This is a genomic window from Pontitalea aquivivens (assembly GCF_046507575.1).
Lineage (GTDB): Bacteria > Pseudomonadota > Alphaproteobacteria > Rhodobacterales > Rhodobacteraceae > Pontitalea > Pontitalea aquivivens.
Window position 1 is genome coordinate 710,701 of record NZ_JBKFEY010000001.1, and the last position, 15,705, is coordinate 726,405.

Annotated in this window: 11 protein-coding genes; 4 read left to right on the top strand and 7 right to left on the bottom strand. The window is 68.4% G+C overall.

Going from position 1 to position 15,705, the window contains the following annotated elements; genetic code table 11:
- Positions 1-44: 44 nt before the first annotated feature.
- The 6 genes from ACK8OU_RS03505 to xdhA are packed head-to-tail and all read right to left on the bottom strand — an operon-like array spanning position 45 to position 8,307.
- Entirely contained in the window at positions 45-977 is a 933-nt protein-coding gene (locus tag ACK8OU_RS03505; protein ID WP_410301966.1) for an ABC transporter permease, read from the bottom strand.
- Positions 974-2,053 (bottom strand): ABC transporter permease, encoded by a 1,080-nt coding sequence (locus ACK8OU_RS03510; protein WP_410301967.1) that lies wholly within the window; start codon positions 2,051-2,053, stop codon positions 974-976. The genes ACK8OU_RS03505 and ACK8OU_RS03510 overlap by 4 nt, the downstream gene beginning before the upstream one ends.
- Positions 2,050-3,558, bottom strand: coding sequence for an ABC transporter ATP-binding protein (locus ACK8OU_RS03515; protein ID WP_410301968.1), 1,509 nt, complete (start codon positions 3,556-3,558; stop codon positions 2,050-2,052). Before ACK8OU_RS03515 ends, ACK8OU_RS03510 begins: the two co-directional genes overlap by 4 nt.
- Positions 3,559-3,593: 35 nt before the next feature.
- Positions 3,594-4,535: a xanthine dehydrogenase accessory protein XdhC gene (gene xdhC, locus ACK8OU_RS03520; RefSeq protein ID WP_410301969.1), complete on the bottom strand. Its 942-nt coding sequence runs from the start codon at positions 4,533-4,535 to the stop codon at positions 3,594-3,596.
- Positions 4,532-6,907, bottom strand: coding sequence for a xanthine dehydrogenase molybdopterin binding subunit (gene xdhB / locus ACK8OU_RS03525; RefSeq protein WP_410301970.1), 2,376 nt, complete (start codon positions 6,905-6,907; stop codon positions 4,532-4,534). The genes xdhC and xdhB overlap by 4 nt, the downstream gene beginning before the upstream one ends.
- Entirely contained in the window at positions 6,904-8,307 is a 1,404-nt protein-coding gene (gene xdhA, locus ACK8OU_RS03530; RefSeq protein WP_410301971.1) for a xanthine dehydrogenase small subunit, read from the bottom strand. Before xdhA ends, xdhB begins: the two co-directional genes overlap by 4 nt.
- A 158-nt stretch (positions 8,308-8,465) precedes the next feature.
- On the opposite strand from xdhA, the gene dnaE reads away from it, so the two are divergent.
- Positions 8,466-11,969 (top strand): DNA polymerase III subunit alpha, encoded by a 3,504-nt coding sequence (gene dnaE / locus ACK8OU_RS03535; protein WP_410301972.1) that lies wholly within the window; start codon positions 8,466-8,468, stop codon positions 11,967-11,969.
- 29 nt (positions 11,970-11,998) lie between these two features.
- Here the strand turns inward: dnaE and ACK8OU_RS03540 are convergent, their stop codons facing one another.
- Positions 11,999-12,205: a SlyX family protein gene (locus ACK8OU_RS03540; RefSeq protein WP_410301973.1), complete on the bottom strand. Its 207-nt coding sequence runs from the start codon at positions 12,203-12,205 to the stop codon at positions 11,999-12,001.
- Between the two features lie 72 nt (positions 12,206-12,277).
- Here ACK8OU_RS03540 and hisS point away from each other — a divergent pair, with 72 nt between their 5' ends.
- From hisS to hisG, 3 genes are read left to right on the top strand one after another with little or no spacing between them, the layout of a single operon-like run.
- Entirely contained in the window at positions 12,278-13,780 is a 1,503-nt protein-coding gene (hisS, locus tag ACK8OU_RS03545; protein ID WP_410301974.1) for a histidine--tRNA ligase, read from the top strand.
- Positions 13,780-14,856, top strand: a complete 1,077-nt coding sequence (locus ACK8OU_RS03550; RefSeq protein WP_410301975.1) for an ATP phosphoribosyltransferase regulatory subunit — start codon at positions 13,780-13,782, stop codon at positions 14,854-14,856. The genes hisS and ACK8OU_RS03550 overlap by 1 nt, the downstream gene beginning before the upstream one ends.
- Positions 14,853-15,560, top strand: coding sequence for an ATP phosphoribosyltransferase (gene hisG, locus ACK8OU_RS03555; RefSeq protein ID WP_410301976.1), 708 nt, complete (start codon positions 14,853-14,855; stop codon positions 15,558-15,560). The genes ACK8OU_RS03550 and hisG overlap by 4 nt, the downstream gene beginning before the upstream one ends.
- The last annotated feature ends 145 nt before the right edge of the window (positions 15,561-15,705 follow it).

Sequence of the window (15,705 nt, forward strand, 5' to 3'; positions counted from 1 at the left end):
GTGCTCCCCGTTGGTTAAGGCCCCTGCGGGCCGGGTGATGGGCCTCAGGTCGAGGCATGGAAGGATCGGCCAAGGGCCGCGGGCGCGGCCTGCGCGCCGCGCCGGTGCAGCGCGGTGATCAGCACAAGCGCCACGATTGTCACGACATAGGGCGCCATGGTCAGCAGATGCACCGGGATCCTGTAGCCCGCCGCCTGCATCTGCAGCTGGATCGCGGTGATGCCGCCGAACAGATAGGCCCCCAGCAGTACCCGTTCCGGCCGCCAGCTGGCAAAGACCACGATCGCCAGCGCGATCCAGCCCGCGCCCGCGGTCATGCCCTCGGTCCATTGCGGCACGCGCACCAGGCTCAGGTACGCGCCCCCAAGGCCCGCCAGCGCGCCGCCAAAGGCCAGCGCCGCCACCCGCACCGCCACCACAGGATAGCCCAGCGCATGGGCGGCATCGTGGTTTTCCCCCACCGCGCGCAGGATCAGCCCGGCGCGGGAATGGCGCATGAACCACCAGGTCGCCGCCACCAGCGCCAATGACGCATAGACCATCCAGTCATGCGAAAACAGGATGCGCCCGGCCACCGGCAGATCGGCCAGCGGCCCGAAGGGCAGCTTGGGCGTGGCGGGCGGGCGCACGCCTTCAAAGCCCTTGCCGATCAGCGCCGACAGGCCCAGCCCGAACAGCGTCAGCGCCAGCCCCGTGGCGACCTGATTGGACAAAAGGACCTGCGTCAGCAAGGCAAAGACCAGCGCCATCGCGGCCCCCGCCAGCGCGCCGCCCGCAAAGCCCAGAACCGGGTTGCCGGTGGCCACGGCCGCGGCAAAGCCGCCTACCGCGCCCATGATCATCATCCCCTCGACGCCAAGGTTCAGCACGCCCGCCTTTTCGGCCACCAGCTCGCCCGTGGCGGCCAGCAGCACCGGGGTCGAGGCCGCCATCAGCGTGGCGATCAGCACAACGATGTCGATACCGCCAAGGATCATGCCGGCGCCCCCCCGAAACGGATGCGGTAATTGGTCAGCAGGTCAAAGCCCAGCAGGAAGAACAGCAACATCCCCTGAAACACCTGAATCGCCGCGGCCGGAAGCTGCAGCATCAGCTGCGCCATGTCGCCCCCGATATAGGTCAGCGCCATCAACAGCCCCGCCAGCAGGATGCCGATCGGATGCAGCCGGCCCAGAAAGGCCACGATGATCGCGGTAAAGCCATAGCCCGCGTTGAAGGCATCGGTGATCTGGCCGGACGGGCCCGCGACCTCAAACAGACCCGCCAGCCCTGCCAGCGCGCCCGACAGCCCCAGGCATGCCACCACCAGCCGCGCGGGCACGACGCCCGCGAACCGCGCGGCCTTGGGCGCCTCGCCCGCGACGCGGATGCGAAAGCCCGCGATATGGCGATGCATCAGCACATAGGTGCCGATCACCGCCAGAAGGGCCGCGACCACGCCCCAGTGCATCCCCGTGCCCGCGATCAGGTCGGGGTTATGGGCGGACGGGTATTGCTGCAGGTTGCGCGACCCGGGAAAGCCAAAGCCCTGCGGGTTCTTCATCGGGCCAAAGGCCATGTAGGCCAGCAGGTTCTGTGCCACATAGACCAGCATCAAAGACACCAGGATTTCCGACACGCCAAAGCGGTTCTTCAGCAGCGCCGGGATCATCGCCCAGACCAGACCACCGAAGGCCCCCGCGACCACCATCGCCGGGAACAGCGCCGCGCTTTCGGCCGGAAAGACCGCCAGCGCCAGCCCCGCGCCACAGATCGCGCCGATGATGTATTGCCCCTCGGCGCCGATGTTCCAGATACCCGCGCGAAAGCCCACCGCCAGCCCCGAGGCGATCAGGATCAGCGGCCCCGCCTTGACCAGCAGCTGGCCACGGAAATAGCCCGCATTGGGCCCGAACAGCGGATCCCAGAAGATGGTGCGGATCGCCGCCACCGGGTCCTTGCCCAGCGCCGCGAACAGAATGCCCCCCGCGATCATCGTGGCGATGACGGCCACCACGGGGGTCGCAACCGACCACATCCGCGACGGCATCGGCCGTTTGACAAGGGTGATCATGGTGCGGCCTCCTGCATGCCATGCGCGCCGCCCAGCATCAGCCCGATTTCCTCAAGCGTCAGCTGCGCGGTGTCGCGCGGGGCCGACAGGCGGCCCTCGTTCAGGGCCGCGAACCGGTCCGAAATTTCCAGCAGCTCATCCAGATCCTGGCTGATCGCAATCACCGCCGCCCCGCGCGCGGCCAGATCCAGCAGCGCCTGGCGGATCGCGGCGGCGGCGGCGGCATCCACGCCCCAGGTCGGCTGGTTGACCACCAGAACCCCGGGGTCCTGCAAAACCTCGCGGCCGATGACGAATTTCTGCAGGTTGCCCCCCGACAGGGCGCGCGCGGCCACATCGGGGCCGGGCGTGCGCACGTCAAAGGCGGAAATCACCGACTGCGCAAACCGGCGCGCGGCGGATTTGTCGATGAAACCATTTCGGGTCAGTGGCTTGCGGACCGTTCCTGTCAGGATCGCATTGTCCGTCAGGCTAAGGTCGGGGGCGGCGGCATGGCCCAGCCGTTCCTCGGGCGCGGCCAAAAGGCCCAGGGCGCGGCGCGCATTGGGGCCAAGGCCCGCGATGTCGCGCCCGTCCAGACGCACCGTGCCCGGCGCCGTGGGCCGTTCGCCCGACAGCGCCGCCAGCAGCTCTTCCTGGCCGTTGCCCGCAACCCCGCCGATGCCCAGAACCTCGCCCCGGCGCAGATCGAACCCCACCCCGCGCAGCGCCGGGCCAAAGGGCGACAGCGGCGCCAGATCCAGCCCGGCCACCTGCAAGACCACCGCGCCCGTGCGCCGCCCCGTGCGGTCAACGGGCTTCAGTTCGGCGCCCACCATCATCTCGGCCAGCGCGCGCGCCGATTTGTCGCGCGGGGCGCAGCTGGCCACCACGCGCCCGCCGCGCAGGATCGTGGCGGTGTCGCACAGCGCGCGGATTTCCTCGAGCTTGTGCGAGATATACAGGATCGCCGTGCCCTCGGCCGCCAGCTTGCGCAGGGTGTGAAACAGGATCTCCACCTCTTGCGGGGTCAGCACGCTGGTCGGTTCGTCCATGATCAGCAGCTTCGGGTCCTGCAGCAGGCAGCGGATGATCTCGACCCGCTGGCGTTCGCCCGCCGACAGATCGCCTACTGTGCGGCCCGGGTCCAGCGGCAGGCCATAGGCGTTCGACACCGCGCGGATGCGGCCCGCCAGCGCGCGCATCGGCGGCGGGTTTTCCATGCCAAGGGCTACGTTTTCGGCAACATTCAGCGCCTCGAACAGCGAGAAATGCTGAAACACCATCGCCACGCCCGCGGCGCGTGCCGCGCGCGGCTCGGCCGGGTCATAGGGTGCGCCATGCAGGCGCATCGCGCCCGCATCCGGCCTGACCAGCCCGTAGATCATCTTGACCAGCGTGGATTTGCCCGCGCCGTTTTCGCCCAGCAGCGCATGCACCTCGCCCGGGGCGACGGCAAAGCTGACCCCGTCATTGGCCAGCACGCCCGGATAGGCCTTGGTCAGCCCCTCGACCGTCAACAGCATGTTCCGTTCCGTTCCGTCCCCAGTTCCGTCCCCAATCACCCGGCGCATCCTTTTGCGGTTGGTGCGGCCGTTCGGGCCGCCGCGCTCTGGTCCCTCAGTAGCGCGGCTGCGACCCCCACCGCAATGGCCTGCGGATGTTTGCCAAGGCCGGGATCGCCAATCGGGCAGGTGATGCGCGAAATTGCGGTATCGTGATGGCCAAGCGACCGCAGCCGCGCCCGAAACCGCGCCGCCTTGCTGGCCGAACCGATCAGCCCAAGACTGGCAAAGCCATGCCCCAGCAGCCGGTGGCACAGCTCCAGGTCCAGCGCATGCGAATAGGTCAGCACCAGATGATGCGCCCCGCGCGGCGCCAGCGCCACCAGATCGGCGGGGTTTTCCGCGATCAGCGGCGTCACGCCCGCGGGCAGGCCGGGAAAGCGATCCGCCCCGGTGTCGGCCCAGCGCAGCGCCAGCCCCGGCAGCGGCGCCAGCACCGACACCACCGCGCGCCCGACATGGCCCGCCCCCCAGATCCAGACCGGCACGGGCGGCGGCGCCACCGCCTCGATCAGCCAGCCCTCGCGCAGCAGCGGCGGGGCCGCGCCCCGGTCGCGGGCGCGGGCCAGGGCGCGGGCGACCGTCAGCGGCATCGCCGCCGGCCCCTCGATCCGGCGGGCATGGATCGGGCCGGTCAGGTCTGCGATCCGCGCCGCATCCCAGATCTCATAGGCCAGCGTCACCGCCCCGCCGCAGCACTGGCCCAGCGCCGGGCCAAGGGCGATGCGTTCCAGCCGCGGGGCCGACAGACCGCGGGCGCAGGCGATCGCCTGCCATTCCAGCCGCCCGCCGCCGATCGTGCCTTCGGTCGCGTCGGGCCAGACCAGCATCGCGGCCCCTGCCTCGCGCGGGGCCGATCCGCGCGCCTCGGCCACCAGCACCCGGACAAAGGGGCCGCGCGCCGCGGCGCGGGCCAGCGTTTCGGGACACAGGGTCATGGCATCTCCCCCCGCGCGCGGGCCACGGCGGCCAGCACGGCCTCGGGCGTGGCGGGGGCGCGCAGGTCGGGATAGTGCGGCCCGCAGGAAGCGCAGGCATCCGACAACGCCAGAAAGGCCGAAATCCCCAGCATCAACGGCGGCTCACCTACGGCTTTCGACCGATAGATCGTCTCTTCGCGGTTCTCGCCCGGCCACAGCGCCACGTTGAACACCGACGGACGGTCCGAACAGGCCGGGATCTTGTAGGTCGATGGCGCATGCGTGCGCAGCCGCCCCCGATCGTCCCAGACCAGCTCTTCGGTCGTCAGCCAGCCCGCACCCTGGACATAGCCGCCCTCGACCTGGCCCAGATCGATCGCCGGGTTCAGGCTGGCGCCGGCATCATGCAAGATGTCGGCGCGCAGAATCCGGTTCTCGCCGGTCAGCGTGTCGATCACCACCTCGGTCACGGCCGCGCCATAGGCGAAATAGAAGAACGGCCGGCCCCGGCCCGCGGCGCGGTCCCAGTCCAGCTTGGGCGTGGCATAGAACCCGGTGGCCGACAGGCTGATGCGCGCCTGATAGGCCGCGGCCACCGCCGCGGCAAAGCTCATCCCGGTTTCGCCCGCATAGATGCGTCCTTCGGCAAAATGCACCTCGGTCGGGGCACAGCCAGCCCGGTCGGCCAGAAAATCCGCAATCCGGCCCCGGATCGTGTCGCAGGCGGCTTTCACGGCCATGCCGTTCATGTCCGCCCCCGATGAGGCCGCCGTGGCCGAGGTATTGGGCACCCGGCCGGTATCGGTGGCGCTGATCCGTACCCGCTCGACGGGCAGGCCAAAGGCCGCCGCCGCCACCTGTGTCACCTTGCGGTGCAGGCCCTGGCCCATCTCGGTTCCGCCGTGGTTCACCGCGACCGAGCCGTCCTGATAGACATGCACCAGCGCGCCCGCCTGGTTCAGATGCGTCAGCGTGAAGGAAATCCCGAATTTCACCGGGCTCAGCGCAAGGCCGCGCTTCAGCACCGGCTGGCCGCGGTTCCACTGTGCAATCGCGGCGCGCCGCGCGGCCAGATCGCTGCTGTTTTCCAGTTCCGCCACCAGATCGTGCAGGATGAAATCCTCGACCGGCTGACCGTAATGGGTGTCTTGCGCGGCGGCTTCCCCCTTCGGCTTTGCGGAAATATCCTCGGGGGGGCCCGGGGGGGCAGACAGCCCCCCCGCCGGGCCGCTTGCGGGCGCGTAGAAATTTGCGGGCGCGTAGAAATTGCGCCGGCGCAGCTCCGGCGGGTCAAACCCCGTCTGATGCGCGATATGGTCCATCACCCGTTCCATCCCCAGCATGCCCTGCGGCCCGCCGAAACCGCGAAAGGCGGTGGCGCTTTGGGTATTGGTGCGCAGCCGGTGGCTTTCGATCCGCATCGCGGGGATGAAATAGGCGTTGTCGGCATGCAGCATCGCGCGGTCGGCGACCGGCAGGCTAAGATCCTGGGCCCAGCCGCAGCGGGCGTAATGGGTGAAATCCACCCCCAGCAGGCGGCCTTCCGCATCCACCCCCGCGCGATAGTCGATGCGGAAGTCGTGGCGCTTGCCGGTGATGATGAAATCGTCGTCGCGGTCATAGCGCATCCGGCAGGGTCGCCCCGTGGCGCGCGCGGCCACCGCACAGGCGACCGCCAGCGCATTGCCCTGGCTTTCCTTGCCGCCAAAGCCCCCGCCCATGCGGCGCATTTCCACCCGCACGTCATGCAGCGCCAGCCCCAGCGCCTCGGCCACCTTGTGCTGGATTTCGCTGGGGTGCTGGCTGGAACAGTGGACCACCACCCCCTCATCGCCGGGCAGCGCCAGCGCCGCCTGGCCTTCCAGATAGAAATGTTCCTGCCCGCCGATTTCAATCCGGCCCGTGACGACATGGGCGGCGCGCGCGATGGCGGCATCGGCATCGCCGCGGGTCCAGACCACGGGGCCGGCCTCGAAACGGCTGTTTGCCGCCAGCGCCTGATCGATGGTCAGGATCGGCGGCAGGGGGGCGATGTCGATGCGCGCGGCCCGCGCCGCCACCCGCGCCGCGCGGTGGCTTTCGGCCACCACCAGAAAGACCGGCTGGCCCAGGTAATGCACCAGGCCCTGCGCCAGCAGCGGCTCATCCCCGGCCGAGGCCGAGATGTCATTGGCAAAGGGCAGATCCCCGGCCCGGATCACCGCGACCACGCCGGGGCTTTGGCGCACCGGGTCCAGATCCAGCGCCGCGATCCGGCCATGGGCGACCGGCGACAGGCCAAAGGCCAGATGCAGCGTGCCCGCGGGGGTGGGGATGTCATCGGTATAGCGCGCCGCCCCCGTGACATGCAGGCGGGCCGAATCATGGGGCAGGGGTTGGGTCACGCTCATGCCCGGACCTCCGACACTGCGGTTGTGACGCCGCTGCGTTCCAGCCAATAGCGGCGCAGCATCGCGCGTGCCCCCGCCATCCGGTAGTCGGCCGAGGCGCGCAGATCGTCCAGCGGCGTGAAATCGGCGGCAAGTGCCGGCAGGGCGGCGGTGATCGCGGCCTCGGACCAGGGGGCGCCGGTCAGCGCGGCTTCCGTCGCGCGGGCGCGTTTCGGGGTACCGGCCATGCCGCCAAAGGCGATGCGCGCGGCGCTGATCCTTGCGCCGTCCACGGTCAGGTTGATCGCGCCGCAAACCGCCGAGATGTCCTGATCGAAGCGTTTGGACAGTTTGTAGCAGGCAAGCCCCGGCGCGGTTGCCGGGATCGTGACGCTTTCGACGAATTCGCCGGGGCGGAGGTCCTGCTTGCGATAGTCGAGAAAGAAATCCTCCAGCGGCATGTGCCGGCGATCGCCCCCCCGCCGCAGCGTCAGGCGCGCGCCAAGGGCGATCAGCACGGGCGGGCCATCGCCGATCGGCGAGCCATTGGCGATATTGCCGCCGATCGTCGCCGCCTGGCGGATCTGTTCGCTGGCAAAGCGGCGCAACAGGGCGGCAAAGGCGGGGTGCGGGCCTTCCATCGCCGTGCGCAGGGCGGCAATGGTCACGCCCGCGCCGATGGTGATTTCACCATCTTTTTCAGCGATCTGGCAAAGGTCCTTGCAGCGGTTTATGAAGATCAGCGGGCCAGGGTCGCGCAGATCCTTGGTGACCCAAAGCCCCAGATCGGTCGCGCCTGCGACAAGCCGGGCGTCGGGCGTGTCCAGACAGGCCCGGGCCAGGTCATCGGTGGTTGCGGGCAGGACCGCGGGGGCTGTCTGCCCCCGCACCCCCGAGGATATTTCGGCAAAGCCGAAAGCAGGGGCATGGGGGCGGTCTTTCACCAGCCAGTCGGGCGCGGGGGCGGATCGGGCGGCGCGGGCCGCGCGGATGATGGGGGCATAGCCGGTGCAGCGGCACAGGTTGCCGGCCAGGATGTCGTCGTGATCCTGGCGTCCGTTCAGATGCGCCGTGGCCAGCGAGACCACGAAGCCCGGTGTGCAGAACCCGCACTGGCTGGCGTGTTCGTCGATCATCGCCTGTTGCAGCGGGTGCAGCCGGCCGTCGGGGGCGGCGATGCCTTCGACCGTGCGCAGCGCCTTGCCGTGGATCTGGGGCAGGAACAGCAGGCAGGCGTTCAGCGCGCGGCTGCCGGATTCGTCGGTGACCATCACCGTGCAGGCGCCGCAATCGCCTTCGTTGCAGCCTTCCTTGGTGCCGGTCAGGCGGCGGTCCTCGCGCAGCCAGTCCAGCACCGTGCGCGTGGGGTCGGTGACCGTCGCATGCGTGGTTTCCCCGTTCAGAAGAAACGAGATATTCATGATGCAATCCGCCGCGGTCTTTTGCGCCAAGGCACGGGGCGCCCCGCCCGATGCGGCGTAAAGCGGGGGCGCCTTTTGTCCTGTTGGTCAGGAAACCGCAGGACCGGGCGATTTGGCAAGCCCTTTCCGCCGCCGGGCGGCTGGGCTAGGGTCGCGCCATGACACATCCGCGATTCATCCACCTGCGCGTGCACACCGAATATTCGCTTCTGGAAGGGGCGGTGCCGGTGAAAAAGCTGATCGGGCTTTGCGAAAAGGCCGGGATGCCGGCCGTGGCGGTGACCGATACCAATGCGATGTTCGCAGCCCTGGAATTTTCGGTTCTGGCGCAGGGCGCGGGGGTGCAGCCGATCGTGGGTTGTCAGGTCTCGGTCGCGCATGACCCGGCCCAGCCCGGTGAGCGGCCGCGCCCGCCCGCGCCGGTGGTTCTGCTGGCGCAGGATGAAGCGGGTTACATGAACCTGATGAAGCTGAATTCCTGCCTGTATCTGGACAAGGGCGGGCAGTTGCCGCAGGTGACGCTGGATGAACTGGCCGCCCATGCGGCGGGGCTGATCTGTCTGACCGGCGGGGCGGATGGTCCGGTGGGCCGGTTCCTGCAGGCGGGGCAGGCGGGCAAGGCGCGGCTGTTGATGGAGCGGCTGGCGGCGATCTGTCCGGGCCGGCTGTATGTGGAACTGCAGCGCCATCCCGGTGAAGGCGGCGCGCTGCCCGCGGCCGAGCGGGCGACCGAGCGCGGGCTGATCGAGATGGCCTATGACATGGGCCTGCCGCTGGTGGCCACCAACGATGTCTATTTCCCCAGGCCCGAGATGTATGAGGCGCATGACGCGCTGATCTGCATTGCCGAGGGCGCCTATGTCGACCAGCAGGAACCGCGCCGCCGCCTGACGCCGCAGCATTACTTCAAATCCGAGGCCGAGATGGCGGCGCTGTTCGCCGATCTGCCCGAGGCCTTGGAAAATACGGTGGAAATCGCGCGCCGCTGTGCCTTTGCCGCCTGTAAGCGCAAGCCGATCCTGCCGAAATTCGCCGATGACGAAGTTGAGGAACTGCGCCGTCAGGCCTGGGCGGGGCTGGACGCGCGTCTGGCGGTGATCCCGCACGCGGCCCCGGTCGGGGAATACCGCGCGCGGCTGGAATTCGAGCTGGGCATCATCGAGCAGATGGGCTTTCCGGGCTATTTCCTGATCGTTGCCGATTTCATCAAATGGGCCAAGGCGCAGGGGATTCCGGTGGGGCCGGGGCGGGGGTCGGGCGCGGGGTCGCTTGTGGCCTATGTGCTGACGATCACCGACCTTGACCCGCTGCGCTACAGCCTGCTGTTCGAACGCTTCCTGAACCCTGAACGCGTTTCGATGCCGGACTTCGACATCGACTTCTGCATGGATCGCCGCGAAGAGGTGATCCACTATGTCCAGGGCAGATACGGGCGCGAGAAGGTGGGCCAGATCATCACCTTCGGCGCGCTTTTGTCGAAGGCCGCGGTGCGCGATGTGGGGCGCGTGTTGCAGATGTCCTTCATGCAGGTGGACCGGCTGTCCAAGATGATCCCGGTCGAAGGCGTCAAGCCCGTCAGCATCGAAAAGGCGCTGGCCGACGAGCCGCGCCTGCGCGAGGCGGCGCGCGCCGAAGAGGTCGTGGCACGCCTGCTGAACTATGCCCAGCAGGTCGAGGGGCTGTTGCGCAACGCCTCGACCCACGCGGCCGGGGTCGTGATCGGCGACCGTCCGCTGGATGAACTGGTGCCGCTGTATCAGGACCCGCGATCCGACATGCCCGCGACCCAGTTCAACATGAAATGGGTGGAACAGGCCGGTCTGGTCAAGTTCGACTTTCTGGGTCTGAAAACGCTGACGGTGATCCAGAACGCGGTCGAGATGATCCACAAATCCGGTCGCCCGCTGCATGTGGACGCAGCCGGCACCCGGCTGTACGACCCCGCCGAGGGCGCCGAGGATCAGATCAACGCGATCCCGATCGATGATGCCAAGACCTATGACCTTTACGCCCGCGCGCAGACGGTGGCGGTGTTCCAGGTCGAAAGTTCCGGCATGATGGATGCGCTGCGGCGGATGAAACCCACCTGCATCGAGGATATCGTGGCGCTGGTGGCGCTGTATCGTCCCGGCCCGATGGAAAACATCCCCGTCTATTGCGAGGTCAAGCACGGGCTGCGGCCGCTGGAAAGCCTGCATCCCACCATCGACCCGATCCTGGCGGAAACCCAGGGCATCATCGTCTATCAGGAACAGGTGATGCAGATCGCCCAGGTGATGGCGGGCTACAGCCTTGGCGGCGCCGACCTGTTGCGCCGCGCGATGGGCAAGAAGATCGCCGAGGAAATGGCCAAGGAACGCCCGAAATTCATCGAGGGCGCCAAGGTCACGCATGGAATCGACGCGAAGAAATCAGGCGAAGTATTTGACTTGCTGGAAAAATTCGCAAACTATGGCTTCAACAAATCGCACGCCGCGGCCTATGCGATCGTCAGCTATCAGACCGCCTGGCTGAAGGCCAACCACCCGGTGGAATTCATGGCCGGCGTCATGAACTGCGATATCCATCTGACCGACAAGCTGGCGATCTATGTCGCCGAGGCGCGGCGCAACATGGGCATCGAGGTGATCGCGCCCTGCGTCAACCGTTCGCTAGCGACCTTTGACGTGGTCGATCAGAAACTGGTCTATGCCCTGGGCGCGCTGAAGAACGTGGGCGTCGATGCGATGCGCCTGATCGTGGCGGCGCGGGGCGACCGGCCCTTTGCCGACCTGACCGATTTCGCCCGGCGCTGCGATCTGAAACGCATCGGCAAGCGGCCGCTGGAAATGCTGGCCCGGGCGGGCGCCTTTGACGCGCTGGATCCGAACCGCAAGCGCGTCTTTGAAAGTCTGGACGCGCTGGCCGCCTGGTCGGCCGCGGTGGCCGAGGCCCGGACCAGCGCGCAGGTGTCGCTGTTCGGCGAGGCGGGTGAGGATCTGCCGCCCCCCCGCATGGCCGATACCGACGACTGGATGCCCGCCGAACGCCTGGCCGAGGAACACAAGGCCGTGGGCTTTTACCTGTCGGGCCATCCGCTGGATGATTATATGCCCGCGCTGAAGCGCAAGAAGGTGATGACGCTGGCCGAACTGACCGCGCGCGCCGAATCCGGGCCGGTGGTGGCCAAGATCGCGGGTAATGTGGCCGCGCGGCAGGAAAAGAAATCCGCCAAGGGCAACCGTTTCGCCTTTGTCTCGCTGTCCGATCCGACCGGGCTTTATGAGGTGACGGTGTTTTCCGACACGCTGGAGGCCGCACGGCAATATCTGGAACCGGGGCAGGCCGTGGTGCTGACGGTCGAGGCCAATATGGAAGGCGAGACGCTGAAGTTGCTGGCGCGCGGGGCCCAGCCGATCGACAGCGTGGCCGCGGATGCCGGTGGCGCGGGGCTGCGGGTGCATGTCGAAACGCCCGAGGCCGTGGCCGCGGTGGCCGCCCTTCTGGCGCGGATGCAGCAAGAGGCGCGGGTACGCGCGCGCGGCCCGGTCAATTTCTGCGTCAACGATCTGGCGCGGGGCGCGGAATATGAAATTTCGGCCGGGCGCGACTTTCCGGTGAACCCGCAGGTCAAGGGCGCGATCCGCGCGCTGCGCGGCGTGGCCACGGTCGAAGAGATGTAGGCCCTCCGCGCCGTGCCAGCCGCCTGGCCCTACCAGTGCGGCGGGCGCTGATCGGCCAGCGGAATGGTGCCGCCGCCGTCCAGTTCGCGTTCCGCCTCGCGTTCCAGCAGCAGTCCAAGGCGGCGCGTCAGCCGGGTGATCTCGACCTCCTGCCGGGCGACGACATCGGACAGATCCTCGACCGTCCGTGTCAGGTGGGCAATCTGTTCCTCGGCCCGTTCGATCCGTTCGCGCATGTCAAACCCCCTGTTGCCGCCCCGCGCCCCATCCGTTACACCCTCGGCCAAGAACAGCACGAGGTGCAAGCCATGGCCAAGGACAAATCCCCCCGTCGCCCGCGCGCGGAGACGCCGAAGGGATTTCGCGACTATTTCGGCGCGGATGTGACCGAACGCAAGCAGATGCTTGACACGATCGCGCGGGTCTATCAGGCGCATGGCTTCGACCCGCTGGAAACCAGCGCGGTGGAAACCGTCGAGGCGCTGGGGAAATACCTGCCCGATGTGGACCGCCCGAACGAAGGTGTCTTTGCCTGGCAGGAAGAGGATGGCGACTGGCTGGCGCTGCGCTATGACATGACCGCGCCGCTTGCGCGCGTCGCGGCGCAGTTCCGCAACGACCTGCCCAGCCCCTACCGGCGCTTCACGATGGGTCCGGTCTGGCGTAACGAAAAGCCGGGGCCGGGGCGTTTCCGCCAGTTCTATCAATGTGATGCCGATACGGTCGGTTCGGCCAGCGTGGCCGCGGATGCCGAAATCTGCGGCATGCTGTCGGATGCGCTGGAAGCCGTGGGCATTCCGCGCGGCGATTACATCGTGCGGGTCAACAACCGCAAGGTCCTGAACGGCGTGATGGAGGTGGCGGGCGTGCTGGACCCTGCCGATCCCGAAAAATTCGCGCATGAGCGCGGCATCGTGATGCGCGCCATCGACAAGTTCGACAAATTCGGCGAACCCGGCGTGCGCGCGCTGATGGGCAAGGGCCGGATGGACGAGTCGGGCGATTTTACCCCCGGCGCGGGCCTGTCCGACGAACAGGCCGATATCGTCATGGGCTTCATGTCCGCGAAACGCGACACGGGGGCGGCCACGGCGGCGCGGCTGCGCGATCTGGTCGGCGGCTCGGTCCTTGGGATGGAAGGTGTTTCCGAGCTGGAAACAATCGCCGAATTGCTGGACGGTCAGGGCTATGGCCCCGACCGCATCGTCATCGACCCCTCGGTCGTACGCGGCCTTGGCTATTACACCGGCCCGGTCTTCGAGGCGGAACTGACCTTTGAAATCCTGGATGAAAAGGGCCGCAAGCGGCAGTTCGGTTCGGTCGCGGGCGGCGGGCGCTATGACGATCTGGTCAAGCGTTTCACCGGGCAGGCGGTGCCGGCCACGGGCGTGTCGATCGGGGTCGACCGGCTGCTGGCCGCGCTGCGCGCCAAGGGCCGGATCGGCGGGCAGGCGCAGGGCCCCGTCGTGGTGACGGTGATGGACCGCGACCGGATGGGCGATTATCTGGCGATGGCCGCCGAACTGCGCCGCGCTGGCATCCGCGCCGAGGTTTATCTGGGCAATCCCAGGAACTTCGGCAACCAGTTGAAATACGCCGACAAGCGCGAAAGCCCCGTGGCGATCATCCAGGGCGGGGATGAGGCCGCGCGCGGCGTGGTGCAGATCAAGGACCTCGTTCTGGGTGCGAAGATCGCCGCGCAAGCCTCTTTGGAAGAATGGAAATCCCAGCCCGCCCAGGTCGAGGTCGCCCGCACCGACATGGTCGCCACCGTGCGCAAGATGCTGGGCCAGAACGTGACGGGGGCGTGATGGCCAGCAAATCCGCCGCCCGCGCGACCGGCGCGCGCCTTCTTGAGGTCTTTCGTGCCGCAGGCGCGGTCGAGGTCGATCCCGACATCCTGCAACCGGCCGAGGCGCTGCTGGATCTGTATGGCGAGGATATCCGCGCCCGCGCCTATGTCACCGCCGATCCCTTGCGCGGTGAAATGATGCTGCGCCCCGATTTCACCGTACCTGTGGTGCAGGCGCATATGCAAAACGACGCCGAACCCGCGCGTTATTGCTATCTGGGCGAGGTCTTTCGCAGGCAGGATCACCGCGGCCCGGCACGGGCGGCGGAATATTTCCAGGCGGGCTATGAGGTCTTTGACCGCGCCGCCCCCGATCAGGCCGATGCCGAGGTCTTTGCCCTGTTCGCCCGGGCGCTGGCACCGCTGAACCTGCGCGCGACGATCGGCGATATCGGCGTTCTGGCGGCGGCGGTGGCGGGGCTTGAGACGCTGCCTGCGCGCAAGGCCGCGCTGATGCGTCATATCTGGCGCCCGCAGCGGTTCCACAGGCTGCTGGAACGCTATGCCGGGCTGGTGCCGGTGCCGCCCGCGCGCGCCGTGCTGCTGGCGGGGCAGGCCGCAAGCGATGTCCCCTGGATCGGCCAGCGTACGGCGCAAGAGATGCAGGCCCGCATTGCCCGCCTGCGCGAGGATGCCGCCGCCCCGCCGATCGCCGCGCGGGACGTGGCGCGTCTTGATGCGCTGTTCGCGCTGCGCTGCCCCGCGGACCAGGCGGTTGACCGGCTTCTGGCGCTGGACAGCCCCGCCCTTGCCCCCGCCATCGCGCGGCTGCAGGCGCGGCTGGCGGCGCTGGCGGCGCGCGGGATCGACCTTGGCGCGGTCGGCTTTGACGCCAGCCACGGGCGGACCACGATGGAATATTACGACGGCTTCGTCTTCACCTTTTCCGCCGCCGCGCCGGACCTGCCGCCGGTGGCCTCGGGCGGGCGCTATGACGCGCTGACGCGGGTGCTGGGGCAGGGCCGGTCGATCCCGGCGGTGGGCGGGGTGATCCGGCCCGGACTGGTCGCGGATCTTGGGGGGCTGGGCGGATGACGCTGAAGCTGGGCGTGCCGTCCAAGGGGCGGCTGATGGAACAATGCTTCGACTGGTTCGCGGCGCGCGGTGTGCGCCTGCGCCGCACCGGGTCTGACCGCGAATATGCCGGCGCGGTCGAGGGCGCGGATGGCGTGGAACTGGTGCTTCTGTCGGCGGGCGAAATTCCGCGCGAACTGGCGGCGGGGCGCATCCATCTGGGGGTGACGGGGTCGGACCTGGTGCGCGACAAGCTGGCCGATTGGCAGGCCCAGGTGTCCGGCCTGGCGCCGATGGGCTTTGGCCATGCCGATCTGATCATTGCCGTCCCTGCCTGCTGGGCCGATGTCGACACGCTGGAAGACCTGGACGCCGTCGCCCATGCCTTTCGCCGCGCCCATGGTCACCGGCTGCGGATCGCCACGAAATACCACCGTCTGGTGCGCGAATTCCTGACCCGTGAAGGCGTGGCGGATTATCAGCTGGTCGACAGCCAGGGTGCAACCGAAGGTACGGTCAAGAACCTCACCGCCGAGGCGATCGCCGATATCACCTCATCGGGGGAAACGCTGCGCGCCAACCACCTCAAGATTCTGTCCGACGGGCTGATCCATCAAAGCCAGGCCACGCTTTTTGCCGCGCGCGCGGCGGACTGGACGGAAGACAGCCGCGCGATCCTGGCCGCCTTCTGCCGCGCCACGGGCCTGATGGCGCCCGATCTCTGATCGTTCCCCTTCGGCTTTGTCCAAATATCCCGGGGGTCCGGGGGCAGAGCCCCCGGCGGCTGGGCCTGTGGCAAGAGGGGGGGGGGCGGCCCCCCCCCCCCCCCCCCCCCGGGGCGGCCCCCCCCCCCCCAGCAGGGGCGGGGAG

Excerpts from the sequence above, each read along its gene's own strand:
- ACK8OU_RS03510 (WP_410301967.1), bottom strand. The coding sequence starts at position 2,053 with ATGATCACCCTTGTCAAACGGCCGATGCCGTCGCGGATGTGGTCGGTT.
- ACK8OU_RS03540 (WP_410301973.1), bottom strand. The coding sequence starts at position 12,205 with ATGCGCGAACGGATCGAACGGGCCGAGGAACAGATTGCCCACCTGACA.
- ACK8OU_RS03550 (WP_410301975.1), top strand. The coding sequence starts at position 13,780 with ATGGCCAGCAAATCCGCCGCCCGCGCGACCGGCGCGCGCCTTCTTGAG.
- ACK8OU_RS03505 (WP_410301966.1), bottom strand. The coding sequence starts at position 977 with ATGATCCTTGGCGGTATCGACATCGTTGTGCTGATCGCCACGCTGATG.
- xdhB (WP_410301970.1), bottom strand. The coding sequence starts at position 6,907 with ATGAGCGTGACCCAACCCCTGCCCCATGATTCGGCCCGCCTGCATGTC.
- hisS (WP_410301974.1), top strand. The coding sequence starts at position 12,278 with ATGGCCAAGGACAAATCCCCCCGTCGCCCGCGCGCGGAGACGCCGAAG.
- xdhA (WP_410301971.1), bottom strand. The coding sequence starts at position 8,307 with ATGAATATCTCGTTTCTTCTGAACGGGGAAACCACGCATGCGACGGTC.
- xdhC (WP_410301969.1), bottom strand. The coding sequence starts at position 4,535 with ATGACCCTGTGTCCCGAAACGCTGGCCCGCGCCGCGGCGCGCGGCCCC.
- hisG (WP_410301976.1), top strand. The coding sequence starts at position 14,853 with ATGACGCTGAAGCTGGGCGTGCCGTCCAAGGGGCGGCTGATGGAACAA.
- ACK8OU_RS03515 (WP_410301968.1), bottom strand. The coding sequence starts at position 3,558 with ATGCTGTTGACGGTCGAGGGGCTGACCAAGGCCTATCCGGGCGTGCTG.
- dnaE (WP_410301972.1), top strand. The coding sequence starts at position 8,466 with ATGACACATCCGCGATTCATCCACCTGCGCGTGCACACCGAATATTCG.